This window comes from Candidatus Margulisiibacteriota bacterium, assembly GCA_041661965.1.
In the GTDB taxonomy this organism is placed as follows: domain Bacteria; phylum Margulisbacteria; class WOR-1; order O2-12-FULL-45-9; family XYB2-FULL-48-7; genus XYB2-FULL-45-9.
In genome coordinates, this window is sequence record JBAZTH010000003.1 from 192,167 (window position 1) to 210,441 (window position 18,275).

20 protein-coding genes are annotated in these 18,275 nt (G+C 54.8%); 8 read left to right on the forward strand and 12 right to left on the reverse strand.

The window, feature by feature from the left end:
* Positions 1-5 precede the first annotated feature (5 nt).
* From WC772_06720 to WC772_06750, 7 genes are read left to right on the forward strand one after another with little or no spacing between them, the layout of a single operon-like run.
* On the forward strand, positions 6-1,712 hold the full coding sequence (locus WC772_06720) for a proline--tRNA ligase (protein MFA6170446.1): 1,707 nt from the start codon (positions 6-8) through the stop codon (positions 1,710-1,712).
* Between the two features lies 1 nt (position 1,713).
* Positions 1,714-3,090 (forward strand): amidophosphoribosyltransferase, encoded by a 1,377-nt coding sequence (gene purF, locus WC772_06725; GenBank protein ID MFA6170447.1) that lies wholly within the window; start codon positions 1,714-1,716, stop codon positions 3,088-3,090.
* Between the two features lie 22 nt (positions 3,091-3,112).
* A complete protein-coding gene (locus WC772_06730) occupies positions 3,113-3,301 on the forward strand; it encodes a hypothetical protein (GenBank protein ID MFA6170448.1) in 189 nt (62 codons plus the stop codon).
* 11 nt (positions 3,302-3,312) lie between these two features.
* A complete protein-coding gene (gene purM / locus WC772_06735; GenBank protein MFA6170449.1) occupies positions 3,313-4,296 on the forward strand; it encodes a phosphoribosylformylglycinamidine cyclo-ligase in 984 nt (327 codons plus the stop codon).
* A 3-nt stretch (positions 4,297-4,299) separates the two neighbouring features.
* A complete protein-coding gene (gene purN, locus WC772_06740; GenBank protein ID MFA6170450.1) occupies positions 4,300-4,902 on the forward strand; it encodes a phosphoribosylglycinamide formyltransferase in 603 nt (200 codons plus the stop codon).
* On the forward strand, positions 4,899-6,479 hold the full coding sequence (gene purH / locus WC772_06745; GenBank protein ID MFA6170451.1) for a bifunctional phosphoribosylaminoimidazolecarboxamide formyltransferase/IMP cyclohydrolase: 1,581 nt from the start codon (positions 4,899-4,901) through the stop codon (positions 6,477-6,479). Before purN ends, purH begins: the two co-directional genes overlap by 4 nt.
* A gap of 11 nt (positions 6,480-6,490) precedes the next feature.
* On the forward strand, positions 6,491-7,729 hold the full coding sequence (locus tag WC772_06750; GenBank protein ID MFA6170452.1) for a hypothetical protein: 1,239 nt from the start codon (positions 6,491-6,493) through the stop codon (positions 7,727-7,729).
* On the opposite strand, the gene WC772_06755 is transcribed toward WC772_06750, so the two are convergent.
* The gene (locus tag WC772_06755) at positions 7,730-8,242 is read right to left on the reverse strand and encodes an L-threonylcarbamoyladenylate synthase (GenBank protein ID MFA6170453.1); all 513 of its coding nucleotides are present in this window, start codon (positions 8,240-8,242) and stop codon (positions 7,730-7,732) included. It lies immediately after the preceding gene.
* 35 nt (positions 8,243-8,277) lie between these two features.
* Here WC772_06755 and WC772_06760 point away from each other — a divergent pair, with 35 nt between their 5' ends.
* Positions 8,278-9,024, forward strand: coding sequence for a polysaccharide deacetylase family protein (locus tag WC772_06760; GenBank protein ID MFA6170454.1), 747 nt, complete (start codon positions 8,278-8,280; stop codon positions 9,022-9,024).
* Here WC772_06760 and rfaD read toward each other — a convergent pair.
* The 11 genes from rfaD to WC772_06815 are packed head-to-tail and all read right to left on the reverse strand — an operon-like array spanning position 9,019 to position 18,245.
* A complete protein-coding gene (rfaD, locus tag WC772_06765; GenBank protein MFA6170455.1) occupies positions 9,019-9,984 on the reverse strand; it encodes an ADP-glyceromanno-heptose 6-epimerase in 966 nt (321 codons plus the stop codon). The two genes, WC772_06760 and rfaD, sit on opposite strands and share 6 nt — an antisense overlap.
* Positions 9,985-10,560, reverse strand: coding sequence for a D-sedoheptulose 7-phosphate isomerase (locus tag WC772_06770; GenBank protein ID MFA6170456.1), 576 nt, complete (start codon positions 10,558-10,560; stop codon positions 9,985-9,987).
* Positions 10,538-11,155 carry a V-type ATP synthase subunit D gene (locus WC772_06775; GenBank protein MFA6170457.1) on the reverse strand — a complete coding sequence of 206 codons (618 nt, stop codon included), beginning with the start codon at positions 11,153-11,155 and terminating at the stop codon, positions 10,538-10,540. Before WC772_06775 ends, WC772_06770 begins: the two co-directional genes overlap by 23 nt.
* On the reverse strand, positions 11,139-12,500 hold the full coding sequence (locus WC772_06780) for a V-type ATP synthase subunit B (GenBank protein MFA6170458.1): 1,362 nt from the start codon (positions 12,498-12,500) through the stop codon (positions 11,139-11,141). The genes WC772_06775 and WC772_06780 overlap by 17 nt, the downstream gene beginning before the upstream one ends.
* On the reverse strand, positions 12,487-14,211 hold the full coding sequence (locus tag WC772_06785) for a V-type ATP synthase subunit A (GenBank protein ID MFA6170459.1): 1,725 nt from the start codon (positions 14,209-14,211) through the stop codon (positions 12,487-12,489). Before WC772_06785 ends, WC772_06780 begins: the two co-directional genes overlap by 14 nt.
* Positions 14,208-14,483, reverse strand: a complete 276-nt coding sequence (locus tag WC772_06790; GenBank protein ID MFA6170460.1) for a V-type ATP synthase subunit F — start codon at positions 14,481-14,483, stop codon at positions 14,208-14,210. The genes WC772_06785 and WC772_06790 overlap by 4 nt, the downstream gene beginning before the upstream one ends.
* A complete protein-coding gene (locus WC772_06795; GenBank protein MFA6170461.1) occupies positions 14,476-15,177 on the reverse strand; it encodes a V-type ATPase subunit in 702 nt (233 codons plus the stop codon). The genes WC772_06790 and WC772_06795 overlap by 8 nt, the downstream gene beginning before the upstream one ends.
* Positions 15,170-15,493: a V-type ATP synthase subunit E family protein gene (locus WC772_06800; GenBank protein ID MFA6170462.1), complete on the reverse strand. Its 324-nt coding sequence runs from the start codon at positions 15,491-15,493 to the stop codon at positions 15,170-15,172. The genes WC772_06795 and WC772_06800 overlap by 8 nt, the downstream gene beginning before the upstream one ends.
* A 1-nt stretch (position 15,494) precedes the next feature.
* Entirely contained in the window at positions 15,495-15,965 is a 471-nt protein-coding gene (locus WC772_06805) for a V-type ATP synthase subunit K (GenBank protein MFA6170463.1), read from the reverse strand.
* A gap of 16 nt (positions 15,966-15,981) precedes the next feature.
* Positions 15,982-17,928 (reverse strand): V-type ATPase 116kDa subunit family protein, encoded by a 1,947-nt coding sequence (locus WC772_06810; GenBank protein MFA6170464.1) that lies wholly within the window; start codon positions 17,926-17,928, stop codon positions 15,982-15,984.
* Entirely contained in the window at positions 17,919-18,245 is a 327-nt protein-coding gene (locus WC772_06815) for a hypothetical protein (GenBank protein ID MFA6170465.1), read from the reverse strand. The genes WC772_06810 and WC772_06815 overlap by 10 nt, the downstream gene beginning before the upstream one ends.
* Positions 18,246-18,275: the final 30 nt, after the last annotated feature.

Here is an 18,275-nt window from a genome sequence, read left to right on the forward strand (position 1 = left end):
CAGAGATGAGAATGTCGCAGGTGGTGGCGCCGACTCTTCGTGAGGACCCATCCGAGGCGGAAGTCGTATCTCATAAACTAATGCTCCGTGGCGGCTTTATTAAGAAGCTGGCGGCTGGAGTCTACACCTTTTTACCGCTTGGTTATCGCACTTTACGCAACGTTATCCGGATCATCAGGGAAGAAATGGACCGCTCCGGCGCCCAGGAAGTCTTAATGCCTACCATTATACCGGCCGAGCTTTGGCAGGAGTCGGGCCGCTGGCCGGTCTACGGTAAAGAGCTCTTCAGGATCAAAGACCGGCACGACCGGGAGTTTTGCCTTGGCCCGACCCACGAGGAGGTCATAACCGACCTGGTCCGCAATTCTATCCGTTCATATAAGCAACTACCAGCCAATCTTTACCAAATCCAGACCAAGTTCCGGGACGAAGTCCGCCCCCGTTTTGGCTTGATGCGCGGCCGGGAATTCCTGATGAAGGACGCTTATTCCTTTCATACCAGCGTGGAAAGCCTGGAGAGCGAATATCAGAACATGTACCAGACCTATTGTCGGATCTTTGACCGGATGGGGCTTAAATACCGGGTCGTGGAGGCTGATTCCGGCTTGATCGGCGGCGGTTTCTCCCAGGAGTTCATGGTCCTGGCCGAGACCGGCGAAGAAGAGATCTTCCACTGCAATAAATGCAATTATTCCGCCAGCCGCGAATCAGCCGGTGTTGGGAAATTTAAACTTCAAACTCCAAACGTCACCCAAATCATGGAAGATGTTTTGACCCCGAACGCTAAAACTATTGAAGAAGTTTCTTTATTTCTAAATATTCAACCGGAACAGATGATCAAAACGATGATCTACGAAACGGAGGCGGGGGCGGTAGCCGCTTTGGTCCGTGGGGATCACGCGATCAATGAAGCGAAACTTAAAAAAGTCCTTGGAGCAGAGGACTTGCGGCTGGCTAATGAGGCGGTCATTAAGAAAGTGACCGGCGCCCCAGTCGGTTTTGCCGGCCCGGTCGGCCTCAAAGGGGTCAAGATTGTCGCCGATAACGCGGTTGAACTGATCCCGCTGGCGGTCTCCGGCGCCAATAAAGAAGACCACCATGTGGTAAACATCGTTTACGGCCGCGATTTTAAGGCCGACCTGACCGGTGACATCCGCTTTGCCGTCAAAGCCGATAACTGTCCCCGCTGCGGTGAAGGGGTCTTTGATGTTTCCCGGGGGATTGAAGTCGGCCATATTTTCAAGCTGGGGACCAAGTATTCGGACAAAATGCGCTGTGTCTATCTGGATGAGAACAACCAGGAAAAAGTCATGATCATGGGTTGTTACGGGATCGGCGCCTCGCGGACCGTTGCCGCGGCGATCGAACAGAACAACGACAAGGACGGGATGATCTGGCCGACCCCGCTCGCTCCTTTTAAAGCGGCGATCGTCCCTGTTAACGCCGAGGAGCCGGAACAAAAAGCGGTCGCCGAGAAGATCTACAATGAATTACAGGCGCGGGGCTTAGAACCCCTGCTTGACGACCGGATTGACCGGATCGGCGTGAAGCTGAAAGATATCGACCTCTTCGGGATCCCCATCAAAGTCATTGTCGGACCGAAAGGATTAAAAGAGGGTAAAGTCGAGGTTAAACAGCGACGGACCGGCGAAATGGAACTGGTCCCGCTTGATCAGGTTACGGAAAAGTTGGCTCAATTAATAGGGGGCTAAATTGAAAGAAGCGTGCGGCGTTTACGGGATCTATTCTTATAACGGCGATCCGCTGGCCAAATTGGTTTATTACGGCCTTTATGCTCTTCAGCATCGGGGTCAGGAATCGGCCGGGATCTTTGCCTCGGACGGTAAAGAGTTCCGCGGCCACGTTGGAATGGGGTTGGTCAATGTTGTTTTCAACGATGAGATCATCAGTAAAATTACCGGGCATATCGCCCTTGGCCATGTCCGCTATTCGACGACCGGCTCGTCGGCCCTTTGTAATGCCCAACCAATCGTCATTCAGTCAAAGTGGGGACCGTTTGCCCTGGCCCATAACGGTAACCTGGTCAACACCGACGAACTAAGGGGCCAGCTCTCCGGTTACCAACTTAAGGGGGGGACCGACTCTGAATTGCTGGCCGCGCTGATTGCCACTTCCGAAGAAAAGAGCTTTGAGGCGGCGCTCCTCGCCACGATCAACAAATGCCGCGGGGCCTTCTCGATCGTGATCATGACTCTTGATAAACTTTACGGTTTTCGCGACCAGCAGGGGGTCCGTCCGTTATGCATCGGTCGGAAGGGTGATTCTTACATTATTTCTTCCGAGACCTGCGGACTGGATGTTATCGGCGCCGAATTTGTCCGCGAGATCAGCAACGGGGAATTAGTGATTATCGATAAAAATGGCTTGCAGTCTAAGACCTGGAGCCGGGGAGAGCGGCCGGCCCTTTGTGTTTTTGAATTTATTTACTTTGCCCGTCCGGACAGTTTAGTTGAAGGGCGGAGTTTTCACGATGTCCGGGTCCACCTGGGTAAATATCTGGCCAAAGAACAGCCGGCCGACGCCGAAATGGTTATCGCCATTCCCGATTCGGGGATCCCGGCGGCGATTGGTTTTTCCAAGGAATCGAAGATCTCTTTTGCCGACGGCTTGATCAAGAACAGGTATATCGGCCGGACCTTCATTCAGCCGACGCAGAGCCTGCGGGAGATCGGCGTTAAAATGAAACTGAACCCGATCCGGGACGCCATCCGGGGCCGGAAAATGGTCGTGATTGACGATTCGATCGTGCGCGGGACCACCTCCCGGCAGATCGTCCGGTTGCTGCGCGAAGCCGGAGCGCGGGAGATCCATTTCCGGGTCTCATCGCCTCCCATTACCTGTCCCTGTTTTTACGGGGTCGACATGGCGACCCGCTCGGAATTGATCGCCGCCAATTTGTCGGTTGAAGGGATCAGGAAGTATATTGAAGCGGATAGTTTGGGGTACTTGAGCATCCATAGTTTGGTCAGGGCGGTTAACCTGCCGAAAGAGCGGTTATGCCTGGCCTGTTTGAACGGCGAATACCCCGTTAAAGTTCCGGAACGGCTGGAAAGCCTGAACTTTTCTTAAAATAACCAAGGAGGTGACGGAAATGGGCGAACATCCAAAATGCGAGAAATGCGAAAAAGGGGTCTTGGTCCCGCTTTCGGATTTCAGCAATAACGCGGTTTCCATCAAGTACAAGGCTTGGGCCTGTACTAATAAAGATTGCCGGTTCTTCATTGTTCTGCGGGGCGGCGACGTCTACTACGGAACAGCGACTGCGGAAGCGGCGAGATAAAGGGGCTTAACATGATTACATATAAACAAGCTGGCGTTGATATCGAGGCCGGGTACGAAGTTGTTCGGCGGATCAAGAAGGTGGCTAAAGGGATCGGTCTTTTCGGCGGGCTTTTTCCGTTCGGCAAACAGTACCTGGTTGGGGCGACTGACGGGGTGGGGACCAAACTAAAATTGGCCTTCATGATGGGGAAGCATGACACGATCGGGATCGACCTGGTGGCGATGAACGTCGATGACGTGGTGGCGATGGGGGCCAAACCGCTCTTTTTCCTGGATTACATCGGCATTCAAAAGGTTGAGCCGAGCGTAGTCGAGAAGATCGTCAAAGGGGTAGTGGAAGGGTGTCGTCAGTCCGGCGTCGAACTGATCGGCGGGGAAACTGCCGAGCTGCCCGATATGTACCACAAAGGGGAGTACGACCTGGCCGGGTTCGCGGTCGGGGTTGTCGACAAGAAAGCGGTCATTAATGGTTCCACGATCAGGGAAGGGGACAAGATCATTGGTCTCGCTTCTTCCGGTCTCCACAGCAACGGGTACACTTTGGCCCGCAAAGTGATCTTTGAAAAGGGGAGCATCGGTCCGAGCGACAAGATCGACGATTTCAACCGTTCGATCGGCGATGTTCTTTTGACGCCGACGAAGATCTACACGCCGCTGATCCTGGAACTGATCGGCAAGTTCAACATCAAAGGGATCTCGCACATTACCGGCGGCGGTATTCCGGAAAACCTGGGGCGGGTCTTGCCGCAAAAGCGCCAGGCGGTGATCGAGCTGAATTCCTGGGAGATTCCCAGGATTTTCAAGCTCCTCAAGAAGCTCGGCGATATTGACCATAATGAAATGTACAAGACCTTTAACATGGGGATCGGCATGATCCTGGTCGTTTCCGCCAAAGAAACCGACAAAGTCATGCAGCACCTGGCGAATAAAAAAGAGAAGGCTTTCCTGATCGGTGAGATCTCCAAGGGGAACCAGGAAGTAATAATTATTTAAGCGATGCTTAAACTAGGGGTATTAATTTCCGGTAACGGCTCGAATTTGCAGGCGATCATTGACGCGTGCGAAAGCGGCAAGGTCCCGGCGAAGGTCGCGGTCGTAATTTCTAATAATCCCGACGCTTTTGGCCTGAAAAGGGCGAAGAAGCACAATATCCCCGCCGTGGCGATCGATCACCGGACTTATGCCGACCGGAACACCTATGAACTGGAGATCGTGAAAGTCCTCCAGCAGCATGGGGTGGAACTGGTCTGCTTAGCCGGTTATATGCGGATCGTAGGAGAGGTCCTGCTCCAGCACTACCGCGGCAAAATGATCAATATCCACCCTTCGCTCCTGCCTTCTTTTCCCGGTTTGCACGCCCAGCGGCAAGCGCTGGAACACGGCGTGCTGATCACCGGCTGCACCGTCCATTATGTCGACGAAGGGTGCGATACCGGGCCGATCATCATCCAGTCGGCAGTCCCGATCAAGGAAAAAGACGACGAAGTGGTCCTCTCGGACAGGATTTTACAGCAAGAGCACCAGATCTATCCGGAAGCGATCCGGCTGATCGCTGAAGATAAATTAATTATTGAGGGGAGAAGAGTGAAACTGAAATGAAAAAGAGAAAAACTGCCGCCGCTAAAAAAGAAAAACGTTATGCCCTGATCTCGGTCTGGGACAAGACGGGGTTGGATAAATTTGCCAAAGAATTGACCGCTCTTGGCTTCGAACTGATCTCTTCCGGCGGGACGGCGGAATATCTTAGGAATGCCGGGATCAAAGTGACCGAGGTTTCCAAGCTGACCAAATACCCGCATATGCTCGGCGGTCGGGTCAAAACTCTTCATCCGATCATTCACGGCGGAATTCTTGCCGACAGGACCAATCCCGACCACGTTAAAGAGCTGAAGAAATTTAAGATCAATCCTTTTGACCTGGTGGTTTGTAACCTTTATCCTTTTGAAAAGGTGATCTCTAAAAAGAAATTTACCCATGAAGAAGCAATCGAGAATATCGACATCGGCGGGCCGTCGATGGTCCGCGGCGCCGCCAAGAACCATAAAAACGTTGGGGTCGTCGTCGATCCGTCCGACTACGGAAAAATAGTCGATGAATTGAAAAAGAACGGGGTGCTTTCCCTGGCGACCAAAGAAAGCCTGGCCCTTAAAGCTTACAAACATACCGCCCAATATGACGCGCTGATCGTCTCGTATTTGTCGGGCAAAGTGAAGGAAGAGAAGTTTCCTAAAGAATTGTCGCTCCAACTGGAAAAGATTCAGGACCTTCGTTACGGCGAAAATCCTCACCAGCAGGCGGCGTTTTACCGCGAAAAAGGGGCCGGACGGGAAGGGGAACTGGTCAACGCCAAACAACTGCACGGTAAAGAGCTCTCATTTAATAACATCGTCGACATGGAATCGGCCTGGAATGCCGCCAATTATTTTGTTGAGCCGACCATTTGCATTGTTAAACATAATACTCCCTGCGGTTTGGCCAAAGCGAAGTTATTGGTCGAGGCCTATAAATTGGCCCTGGCGTCCGATCCGGTCTCGGCTTACGGCGGGATCATTGCCGCTAACCGCCGGATCGATGAAGCGACCGCTAAGGAAGTCGCCAAGCTCTTCGTGGAAGTGATAATTGCTCCTGCTTACACACCACAAGCGCTCGCCATTCTGAAAGAGAAGGCGAACATCCGGATCATTGAGATGGGAATGAACTCCGTTAACAAGCCTTTTAAAGGCTTAGATTACAAACGGGTCAGCGGCGGCCTGCTGGTACAAGACGCGGATGCCGCCCAGCTCGCGGTCAATGAGGTGAAAGTCGTGACCAAGCGCCAGCCGACCGTGGCCGAGCTGGACGACCTTTTCTTTGCCTGGGGAGCGGCTAAATACGTTAAATCGAACGCCATTGTCCTGATCAAGGACGGGGCCACTGTCGGGGTGGGCGCGGGCCAGATGTCGCGCATTGATTCCGTCGATATCGCCGTGAAGAAAGCCGGCGAGAAAGCCAAGGGCTCGGTCTTGGCATCCGACGCTTTCTTTCCCTTTTCTGACGTCGTCGAAGCGGCGGCGAAGAACGGAGTAACCGCCATTATCCAGCCGGGCGGAGCGAAACGGGACCAGGAATCGATCGACCTGGCCGACAAACACAAGATCGCGATGGTCTTTACCGGCCGCCGGCATTTCCGGCACTAGGAGGAAATGAAATGACAAATGATTCGGAAATAAATAAAATCGCAAAGCGATTCAGCCATTTGACATTTGTCATTGGATATTTGTCATTCGTTTTGCTTTCTTTCCCCGCAATAGCCCAAACTATACCGATCACCACGAACATAACTTCATCCACCAGCGGGCCGACCACCTTAAATTCCAACATTGGCGGGATCAGTCTCAGCTATACCAAAGTCGGGACCCGTGATGTCACGACCCTGACCTGGCGGCCGGATTTTAGGTACGGTTTTTGGTCGACCGGTTTTGACGTCAACCTTGCCCTGGGAGAAAACAAGACCCCCGATTACCAGAACGTCGTCTTCCGCTATGTTGAATACGATGATACCAAAAAAGGGCTCCGTTACGGCGTCCTCGATGGTGTGACCATCGGTCACGGTTTGATCATGAAGAATTACACCACCCGCAAAGGACCGGCGATCCTGCTCAATAACGAACAACTCGGGTTCAGAGGCTATCTCGACTTTGATCGATACATTGTCCGGGGAATGGCGACTAAGGCCAACCTTTATTACGCCAGGGTGGAAGAGCGGGTCAATCCGCTGCTGACCCTGGGCCAGTACTACGTGACCGATACGACCGGGCGAGCTGTTAATTTGCCTGTCGGGCCGAAGCAGACTCCCCCGGTCTCGGCGGTCGGCGTTGACGCGCTAGTCCCTCTGCCGCTGAACTTTGAAGGTTATGCGGAGGCGGGCCAGCTTTTGAACCACGGCTCCGGCCTCTCGGCCGGGCTTTCCTGGGCTTACGATCTGATGGTTGCGAACGCTTCGTTCGGGGCCGAATACCGGATCTTTGACAAGGGTTTTGTCCCCGGTTACTTTGGCTCGGAATACGAGTTTAACCCGATCGACCTCGCGTCGGTCGAAGCGGTCGCTAAGCCGCGCAACGGTTTTCTGGTCCAATTCGGACTTAACGCCTTAGGACTGGCTAAACTTAGTATGGCTTACGAAAGTTATACTGATAGTAATTCCGCGCTTTCCGCAGACCTGACCGCTAAATTAACCGAGCAGGTCTTTGTTCGCGGTTATTACAGCCAGCCCAATTTTGTCGATTTTCGCTCACTCTCGCTGGAGCAGGGGGCGATTATGGGGGCGGACGTCGCTTATAAGCTGAATGCCTTTACCAGTCTGATCACCCATTACAAGAAGCAATTCAATTCTTCGACCGGCCAGGTGGAAGAAGCGCAGTATTATGAGATCTCGTTGAGCTTTTAACTAACGAATAATTTTTGGCTTTGGGCCGGTTAAATCGATGATCTTTGACGGCTTTCCCAATTTAGCTTCGCCGCCGTCGATCACCAGGTCGAGCTCCGGCAGGGCGGCGATCACTTCCAGGGCGGTTAGCGCCGGTTTTTCCCCAGACTCATTGGCCGAGGTCGATGCCAGCGGGCCGGTTTTCTTCAATAATTTCAGAGTTAACGGATGAGCCGGGATCCTGATACCGATAGTTTTCTTTCCTTTTAAGGCTGGTAGGACCAGGGTGAGGGGGCCGGGCCATTCTTTCTTGGCTAGGACGAGCGCGGCTGGATTGAACTTCGCAAGCTTTTTGGCTTCAGCCAACGACGGGACTAGGACTTGTAGCGGCTTATTTTTAGGTCGGCCCTTTAACTTGTAGATCTTGTTGATCCCCTTACGACTTCCTAGCAAAGTCCCGATCCCATAGACCGTTTCGGTCGGAAAGGCGATCACGCCGCCGCTTTTCAGGATAGAGAGCGCTTTATTGAACATGTTATAAGTATAACATGTGATAAAATATCAAAACTATGCGTCAGCTGATCGCTTTAGCTTGTCTTATTGTTTTATTCGGCCACTCTTTAGAGGCCCAAATGATCATCCGGGGGAGAAACCCCAAGCTGATCGCCTTGACCTTTGACGATGGGCCATCGACCCCTTATACTGAAAAAGTCCTGGCGGCGCTGAAAAAGGAAAAAGTCAAAGCGACCTTCTTTATGATCGGTAAAAAAATCGTCGCCCAGCCGGACCTTCTGGATCTTGTGCTTGCCGATGGCCATGAGATCGGTAATCACACTTATTATCATTCCCGTTTGAACTGGCTGACCGAATCGAAATTGCTCGACGAGATCAAACTGACCAGCCAGATCGTCAGCGGCTATTCCAACGGCAACGTTCGGCTCAATCTCTTTCGTCCGCCGCACGGCTTTCTCCCCCGCTCGAAAAGCGCCGCCATCCAAAAGGCCGGGTACAACATTGTCATGTGGTCGGTCAACGCCGACGATTTTTACCATGCCAGCAGCGGGATCCGCAGCCCGACCTCGATCGCCCAGCGGGTCTTAGGACGGATCCACGGCGGCGATATCGTCCTGATGCATGATAATAGCCGCCAGACGGTTGATTCCCTGCCGTATATCATTAAAGCCTTAAAAAGAAAAGGCTACCAATTCGTGACCGTTTCGGAAATAATGAGGCGCGGCGGGGGGCATCAGATCAAGCCGGAGGCATTTTATCGGGAGAGCCCAGATTACGGTTTGCCGCGGTCAGATTTTTTATAAGCGGGTCTGGCCGCGGAGATAGGTGACGTAATCGGCGACCGCCGCTTCCAGCCTGGTTGGCGTATATGTAATACCGGCTCTGGCGAGTTTTCCCATTTCCGCCTGGGTGAAGTATTGGTACTTATCCCGAAGATAATCGGGCATTTCAATGTATTCGATATTCGGTTTCAGTTCCAGGGCGGAAAAGAGGGCGGCGGCCAGATCGTTCCAGCTCCTGGCTTCGCCGGTCCCAAGATTAAAGATCCCTCTGGCCTTGCTGTTTAGGAGCTGGTACATTACTTCAACGACGTCTTTGACGTAAATGAAATCCCGTTTTTGTTCGCCGTCCTGGTATTCCGGACGGTATGATTTGAAGAGGCGGAGCTTCCCTTCTTTTTTGAGCTGTTCGTACCCCTTGAGGACTACGCTGCTCATCTCTCCTTTGTGGTATTCGTTCGGGCCGAAGACGTTGAAGTATTTCAGGCCGACCACTTTGTGGACCAGGTTGTTGCGGATCAGCCACTGGTCGAAAAGATATTTGGAATAACCGTAGATGTTGAGCGGCGCGAGTTTCAGCGAGACCGCGTCGTCGTCCGAATAGCCGAGCGAGCCGTCGCCGTAAGTCGCGGCGGAACTGGCGTAAATGAACGGAATGTTCTTGGCCAGCGCCCACTGGGCGAGGCGTTTGGAGTAGTGATAATTATTTTCCAGCATGTAGCTGGCGTTGGTTTCGGTCGTCGAGGAACAAGCGCCGATGTGGAAGATCCCTTTGAACAGGCTGCCGAATTTGCCGGCCAAAAGCTCTTCGAGAAAAACGTCCTTTTCCAGATAGTCGGCGAAAACTTTGCCGTTAAGATTTTGCCATTTTTCCGAGTTGCCCAGATGATCGACGACCAGGATGTCTTTTTCCCCGGCCTGGTTCAGTTTCCAGACCATCGCGCTGCCGATGAACCCGGCGCCGCCGGTAACGATGAACTTCATTTATTTGCCTCCGAAAATTTCGTTCTCGATCAGCCCGCAGACGATGTGGCCGATGGTGATGTGGCTTTCCTGGATCCGGGCCGTGACCCGGGAAGGGATGGTGATCGCCGTATCGACGATCTCGGCGATCCGGCCGCCATCGCAGCCGAGGAAGCCGATCGTCTTACAGCCGAGCTCCTTGGCTTTTTCCAGGGCGACGATCACGTTGCGGGAGTTGCCGGAAGTGGAGAGGCCGACCGCGACATCGCCGTTTTTAGCCAAGCCTTCGATCTGTTTGGCGAAGACCACCTCGTAGCCGTAATCGTTAGAGATCGAAGTGATGATCGAAGTATCGGTCGTCAGCGCAATGGCGGAGAGGGCGCGGCGGTCTTTGCGGTAGCGGCCGATCAGTTCGGCCGCCAGGTGCTGGGCGTCGGCGGCCGAGCCGCCGTTGCCGAAAAAGAAGATCTTATTCCCGGCTTTCAGCGCCTCGATCATCAGTTTGGCCGCTTGTTCGATCTGGGGGACCAGACCTTTGATGACCTGATTTTTGGTTTCGATGCTTTCTTTCAGTTCAGCGATTATCGTGTTCTTCATGCTCTTCTCCTTTAACAATTTTAATCAGGACGACCCGGGTGCTCCGTTCCCGCTCTGAAAGCTTCAGACCGATGGAGCGGGCGTTCTTTTCCAGTTCCGGAATAACGACGTATTCCAAGGCATTGACCCGCCGCCGGGTCTCGTTCACCTGCGCCGCCAGGAGCCGCATCGCTTTGTTAAGCGCGGCGTAAGCGACCAGATCGGGCAGGATGGCGGCAAAGGCGTCCGCCGCCTCCTTATATTCTACCGTAGTTTTGAGGTCGGAGTACAGTGGTTCTCCCGCGACGGTCAGCGTGTAGGAGGGGAGCTTGACCCCCATCATATTCTTGACCTTGATCGCGACCGAGGCGCGGCTCGGCTTGATGAGCGCCCCGGGTTGGGAGAGAGCGGAGCCCAGGATCGCTTTGGTAAAGATTGCCGCCAGCCGTTTTTCCAGGTTGGCGTGGAGGGCCAGATAATTCTTCTTAGTCGTCAAAAATTGCTGCATCAGTCCGTCAAGCTTGTCTTTAAGCAGTTTGTGGCCGCGCCTGGCCAGTTGGACCCTCCGCCGCAGGCGGAGGAGCTCCATTCGGGTGGGGTTAACTTTGATCCGCATATTTGGCGATTATCTCGTCTTTGATCCGTTTCAGTTCCGTTCGCGGCAGGATCTTGAGCAGCTGCCAGCCGAGGGTCAGAGTTTCGATGATCGTCCGGTTCTCATTTTCCGCCTGGCGGATAAAGCGTTTTTCAAATTCATCGGCGAAGAGGAGATATTTGGTGTCGATCTCCGAAAGGGCGGCCTCGCCGAGAATGACGACCAATTCCCGGACCTCGCGGCCGCGGGCGTAAGCGGCGAAAAGCTGGTTGGCAATGCCCGCGTGGTCTTCCCTGGTTTTACCGGCGCCGATCGCTTTGTCGCGCAGGCGGGAGAGGGAAGGGAGCGGGTCGATCGGCGGGTAGATCCCTTTCCGTTCCAGGTCCCGGCCGAGAATGATCTGCCCTTCGGTGATATAGCCGGTCAGGTCGGGAATAGGGTGGGTCTTATCGTCGTCCGGCATGGTCAGGATCGGCAGGAGGGTGATCGACCCTTTCCGTTCTTTGATCCGGCCGGCCCGTTCGTAAAGGTTCGCCAGGTCGGTGTAGAGGTAACCGGGATAGCCGCGGCGTCCTGGGATCTCCCGCCGGGCGGCCGAGACTTCCCGCAGGCTTTCGCAATAATTGGTCATGTCGGTAATGATGACCAGGACGTGCATTTCCAGGTCGAAGGCCAGGTATTCGGCGGCGGTCAGCGCCAGCCGGGGAGTGGCGATCCGTTCGATCGCCGGGTCGGAAGCGAGATTGATGAACATCACCGAATTTTCGATCGCGCCGGTCCGGCGGAAATTGGAAATAAAGAATTCCGATTCTTCGTAGGTAATGCCGAGCGCGCCGAAGACGACGGCGAACTGGTCGTTTTTGTTGAGGACGCTGGCCTGGCGGGCGATCTGGGCGGCGATGCGCGAGTGGGGCAGGCCGGAACCGGAGAAGATCGGCAGCTTTTGGCCGCGCGATAAGGTGTTGAGCGCGTCGATCGTGGAAATACCGGTCTGGATGAAGTCGTCGGGATAGTCCCGGGCGAACGGATTGATCGGCAGGCCGTTGACGTCGAGCTTTTTCTCGGGCAGGACCGGCGGGGCGCCGTCTAGCGGCCGGCCCAGGCCGGAAAAGATCCGTCCCAGAATATCGCGGGAAACCGGTAGCTCCAGACCCCGGCCGCGGAAGCGGAATTCAAGGCGATTGATTTCCAGCCCTTCGGTCCCTTCGAAGACCTGGATCAGCGCGCGATCGCCATTGACTTCGAGCACTTTGCCGGAGCGGAGTTCGCCGTCGGCTAATTTAATTTCGACCAGCTCGTCGTACCCGACTCCCTGAACTCCTTCGACCAGCACTAATGGTCCGGCGATCTCTTTAACTTGATACATTTGTGCTCCTTAATCCGGCGAACTCGTCCTTGAGCTGCCGCTCGATCTCCGCCACTTCGTTTTCCGTTGAAAATCTGGCCCGGGCGATCCGGCCCATGACTTCAAGCCGTCTGATCGCGTCGATCTCGACCCCGTCGTTCAAGGCTTTTTCCCCCAAGCGATGGAGAGCCAGAATGATCTTGAGGATCAATTGCTGTTTGTTCAGCGAGGAGTATTGATCGACCGGATCGAAGGCACTCTGGTAGAGGAAATCTTCCCGGAGCGATTTAGCGACGAAAAGGACCAGTTGCTCTTTGGGAGAGATCGACTCCAGTCCGACCAAGCGGACGATCTCTTCCAGATCGGCTTCCTGGGAAAGGAGCTTCAGCGCCGTTTCGCGCTGGCGGCCGAACTCTTCAGCGATCGCTTCAGGATAGCGCAGGTTTTCGGCGTACAGAGAATAGGAGAGAAGCCAATTGATCGCCGGAAAATGGCGTTTGTGCGCCAGGGTCTCGTCCAAGCCCCAAAAAACTTTGGCGACCCGCAGGGTGTTTTGGACGACCGGCTCCGACAGGTCTCCGCCGGGAGGAGAGACCGAGCCGATGATGGTCAGGGAGCCTTCCCGTTCGGGGGTTCCTTGGCAAGTGCCGTAGCCGGAACGTTCATAAAAATCGGCCAGCCGCGATCCCAGGTAGGCCGGATAGCCTTCTTCTCCCGGCATCTCTTCCAGGCGGCCCGACATTTCGCGCAAAGCTTCCGCCCAGCGCGAAGTTGAGTCGGCAAAGAGGGCGACGTGGTAGCCCATGTCGCGGTAATATTCGGCGATCGCCGCGCCGGTGTAGACCGAAGCTTCGCGGGCGGCAATCGGCATGTTCGAGGTGTTGGCGATCAGGATGGTCCGCTCCATCAGCGGCCGGCCGGATTTTGGGTCTTTTAGTTCCGGGAATTCTTTAAGGACGTCGGTCATTTCATTGCCGCGTTCGCCGCAGCCGACGTAAACAATGAGGTCGGCATCGGACCACTTGGCGAACTGGTGCTGGATCACGGTCTTGCCGGCGCCAAAAGGTCCCGGGACGCAAGCCGCTCCCCCTTTGCCGATCGGAAAGAGGGTGTCGACGACCCGCTGGCCCGTGACCAGCGGGACGGAAACCGGTTTTTTCTTGGCCAGCTGGCGTCTTTTGCGGACCGGCCATTTTTGTAACAGCGTAATTTGCCGGCCGGCGACCACGGCGATCGTTTCTTCGAGGGTGAACTGGCCGCTTTTGATCTCGTCAACCTGGCCGGCGACTCCCGGCGGGACCATGATCTTAAGAGTGACGAGCGGCGTTTCTTGGACCGTCCCCAAAATATCGCCTTCACGGACCTGTTCTCCTTTGGCGACGACCGGGCTGAATTCCCAGCGGCGGTCGCGGGCGAGCGGCAAGACGTTTATCCCCCGGGGAATAAAAGCGCCGGCCTGTTCTTTGATCTTATCGAGAGGGCGCTGGATCCCGTCGAAAATTGCGCCGATCATGCCGGGGCCGAGTTCGACCGACAGCGGGGCGCCGGTCGATTCGACCGGGTCGCCGACCTTAAGGCCGGCGGTCTCTTCATAGACTTGAATGGAAGCTTTTTTCCCCCGCAGTTCGATGACTTCGCCGATCAGGCGCTGGGGACCGACCAAAACCAGGTCGGCTTTTTTGACGTTCTCCATCTCGGCGATCACTAAGGGACCGGCAACTTTTATTATCATATTAATCCTTCCGCTAATTCTAGCCCCAGACTTCCCCGGTGGTCGGGGAGCAAGACGACATTGAGCCCTTTCTTTTCCGCTGTTTCGATCAGGGTGGTCATTTCCCGGGCCAGCCGTTCGGTCACGAAAATAATGTCGTGCTCGCCGCCGGCGGTCAATTTTTCCAAGTCCCGGCAGGAATGATCGAGCGAACTGCAGGGGAAAATGTCGATCCCGCTTAAAGCGAGCGGTTCGAGCATTTCCTTAGGGCCGATAAAGGCGATCTTAGACATAAATCAGTCTCTCCTTGATCAATTGCGAAGGAATCTTCTGCAGTTTGGCCGTCATGATCAGGCGGATCATTTTTTGTTCCTGCTCCCTGGCGAATAAAAAGCCGAGGAGAGGCTCGATCCCGAAAGTCAGATATTTCGCTTCTTTCATGATCGAAAAAAGGTGATTGTCGGTCTCCCGCTCCAGCGCGAAGAGACTGCCGCTGCGCCGGTACTCTTCAAGTCCGGCGGTGACCGGCCGAGCGAAAGCGGTGAACCGGTAGTGTTCGATTATTTGGTCGGGATCGCTTTTTTCTTTCAACAGGGAGAGCTTTAATCGGTTAAGGGTCGCGTAAGCGAGAACATATCGGCGGAAGAGCGGGCTTTGGACCCGGCCGGCGGTTTTTTCCAGCTGGACGAGATAATCACCGAGCGACAGATCGGAGTATTTCAGCCACATCGCGGCCAGGCTTTCCTCTCCAGGGGCGAGCGAGTCGAGCAGGGCTTTGGTCGAGGACAGTTCCTGGCGGAGCAGGGCTTCGAAATCAAAAGAGTGCTCCAGTTTATCGATCTCGGCGGCGTGGAAAGGATTTTCCCGCAAGATCAGGAACGCGCTGTCTTGGTCCGGCGCTTCCGTCAGGCGGAGGAGGTGGCTGGCGTCGAGCAGTTGCGTTTCGAGCGAACGGATCCGGCCGATAGCGTAAGCGAATTTAACCATAAAGAAGTTTGATAACCTCGCTCTCTTTGTTTTCCCTGACCGCGTCGCTTAGGCCGGCGAAAACCTGATCGATCAGCCGGTGCTTTTCTTCCAGCAATTTTTGTTTGGCCAGAAGCCTGGCTGGAACGACGATCGCTTTTCGCTCTTCCTCGCTTTGGAGACGGGCCGCTGCCAGGATCGACTGGCGTCGCGTTTCGGCTTGTTGGGTTGCCGCCGCGCCGATCTTGGCGCTTTCCCGAGTCCCATCCTCTCTGATCGCCAGGGCTTTGGCCCTGGCTTCGGCGAGGATCTTTTCTTCTATCTCTTTCAACCCCATCTTAGATCTTGATCCAGGAGACCATTAAGATTGTGGCCAAAAGTCCCAAGACCGCGTAAGTTTCGACCATTGCCGGGAGGATGATCGCTTTACCGAGTTCATCGGGGCGTTTGGCGATAAAGAAAATACTGGCGGCTGATGCTCGTCCCTGGTAGTAGGCGGAGACGAAACCAGCCAGGCCGACCGGGATCCCGGCGGCGAGAAGCTGTAAACCGGCCGAAAGTGGAATGGGGGCGCCGCCGCCCACGATATAGACCTTTAACATTATATAAAAAGCGCCCAGAAAGCCGTAAAAACCCTGGGTGCCAGGGAGAGCGAGCAGGACCAGGACCTTGCCGAATTTTTCCGGGTCTTCGCTCAAAACACCGCCGGCCGCTTCGGCCGCGATCGAGATCCCCCAGGCGGAACCCATCGCTCCAAAAACTGCCGCGAATGTCGCGCCAAACAATGCCAGGGCCAAACCAATAGTCATGATTCTTCCTCCTTGTTTATTTGGGACTTATTATAGTATACGCGGTTTCGCGACGAAAGGGCTTAAACGCTTTGCCGCCCCCTTCGTAGAACTTGCCGAAAAACTCGACCAGCTGGAGCCTGGCGGAATGGACAAACGCCCCCAGGACCGAGATGACCAGGTTGAAGAGATGCCCAACGAGCAAGACCGCGGCCATTATAATGTAACCGAGGATCGGGACGCTCCCCCGGGTCAGGTCGGCGATGATATTAATGACCATGCCGATGATCGAAGTCGTCATCATCAGCGCCAGCAGACGGGAGTAGGAGAGGGTGTCGCCGAGAAAGCTGGTTGTTCGATAAAGGCTCAAGATCCCGCTGACTGCTTTTTTCAAGAGACCGCGTTCGTTCCGGCCCTGGGTCAGGACCAACCCCGTTGCGCCGGCGATCGCCAGGCGGCTGAACAACAGACTTGTTTCCCGGCCGAGGGCGGTGGTTACCCCGTACAAGACCAGGGCGAGCAGGAAAAAGATCCAGAGGCCGTAATCGAAGAGCCCGTTTAAGTACTCGCCGTTTTTTAGCTTCCAGTAGAGGCCGAGCGCCAGGCCGGTGATGATCTGGACCAGGCCGAGGAGCAAAGAGATGATCAGCATGTTCAAAGGGTTCTTGACCGGGTCGATCAGCTGGACGCTTTTTAGCGGGCCGCCGATCGACGGCGGGAGGGAATCAAGGCTGACGGCAAAATAACTGCCGGTGATGACGCCGGCAAAGACGGTCGCGATCCCGCCCCAGAAGAGAAGGTTGAGCAGATTCTTTCCTCCTTCGCTCAAGGTCAGGGTCCTTTGGTAGTAGACGGCGATCCCGGCCAGGATCAGGCCGTAGCCGACATCGGAGAGGCAAAGGGCGAAAAATAAAATAAAGAAAAAGGCGAGCGGCCCGGACGGGTCCATATCGCCGGGGGAGGGGGAGCCGAATATTTTAGTGATCAGTTCGAACGGGGTGAAGATCCCGGGATTTTCAATCAGCGAGGGGGGCTGTTCTTTCGGGTCCGGTCCGATCTCCCGCACGGCGATCAGTTTGTCACGTTGCTCGAGATCGGCTTTGAGTTTCGGCAGTTGTTTTTTCGGCAGCCAGCCGGTCAGGATGAAAGTCCGTTCGGTGTGGGCCAGTTGTTCCCCGGCCAGCCGTTCGCCGTTCTTTTGAAGATAATAGTCGTAAACATAGGTCAGCCGCTTCTTGTGTTTGATCAAACCGGCCAGTTCATGGTTGAAAGCGTTCCTTTCGGCGGCGGTTTTTTTAAGCAGGCCGTCGAGCTGTTTGGTCTCGTCCGCCGGGGTTAATTTAGAACTGGGGAGAGAGATCTTTTCCAGCTTAAATTCGTCGAATAAAGCGTTAACCGCTCCAGCTTCCTGATCGGTCGCGATCAGGAAAAGATAAATGGTTTTATCGCCGCCGACAACTTCCAGGTGTCCGGCGGCCAGCTTTTTGACCGCCCCGGTCAAATCGTCCAGGACTTTGGCGCGGCAGCTGCCGGCTAAAATAATTATTTGCTCGCGGCTGCGGAGCGAATCGAGCGGCACCCGGACCTTGGTAAATGGCAGAAGAAGCCGGCGGTCGGCCAAAAGTTTTCCTTCCAGGTTCTTGAGGTTGGCCAGTTCATTGCCGATCCGATTGAGGCCGGCGATCACCTCCCGCCAATTGAATTCTTTGGCGGTTTGGCGGAGAAATTCGCCGCTGATCGTTTCTTTGTACGGAGCGAAACTTTCGATGAAACTTTTTTTGACTCCCGCCGCTGTGTCCAGCGCGGCAATGGCCGCTTTTAGTTCCAATAAGTAAAGTTCGAAATTTTCTGTGGCGGTGGTCGACTGGCCCAATGGGAGCGGGGCGATCTGCATGACCCCGGCTTCCTGGAGAAAATTAAGGAGCGGTTCGCGGCGGTCAAGGTGGCCGATGACCGCCACTTTTTGCATCGCGATCAGCGACATAATTCCCTGGCCGCCTCAATTTTGGGGGCGGTGAGCTGGTTTAACTGTTCGATCTGCCGGCGGTTTTCGGCTTCGAGCGCCGCTTTTTCCGCCCGGGCGGCTTCTTTCGCGTTTTCGATCAAGGTGGCCGCTTCTTTTTTAGCGGCGGCTTCGGTTTCGAGGAGGAGCTGTTCGGCCTGCTTCTGCGCGTGAATAACGGCGAGAATTTTGGCTTTTTCAGCCGCAGTGACGATCTCCGCTGCTTGCGTTTCGATCGAGGTCAATTGTTCAAAAAGAGCTTGGGGCATGATGGGTGAATTGTAACATATTGTGTTCACCTTGTGTCATTGTTCCGCTTAAGATATAAT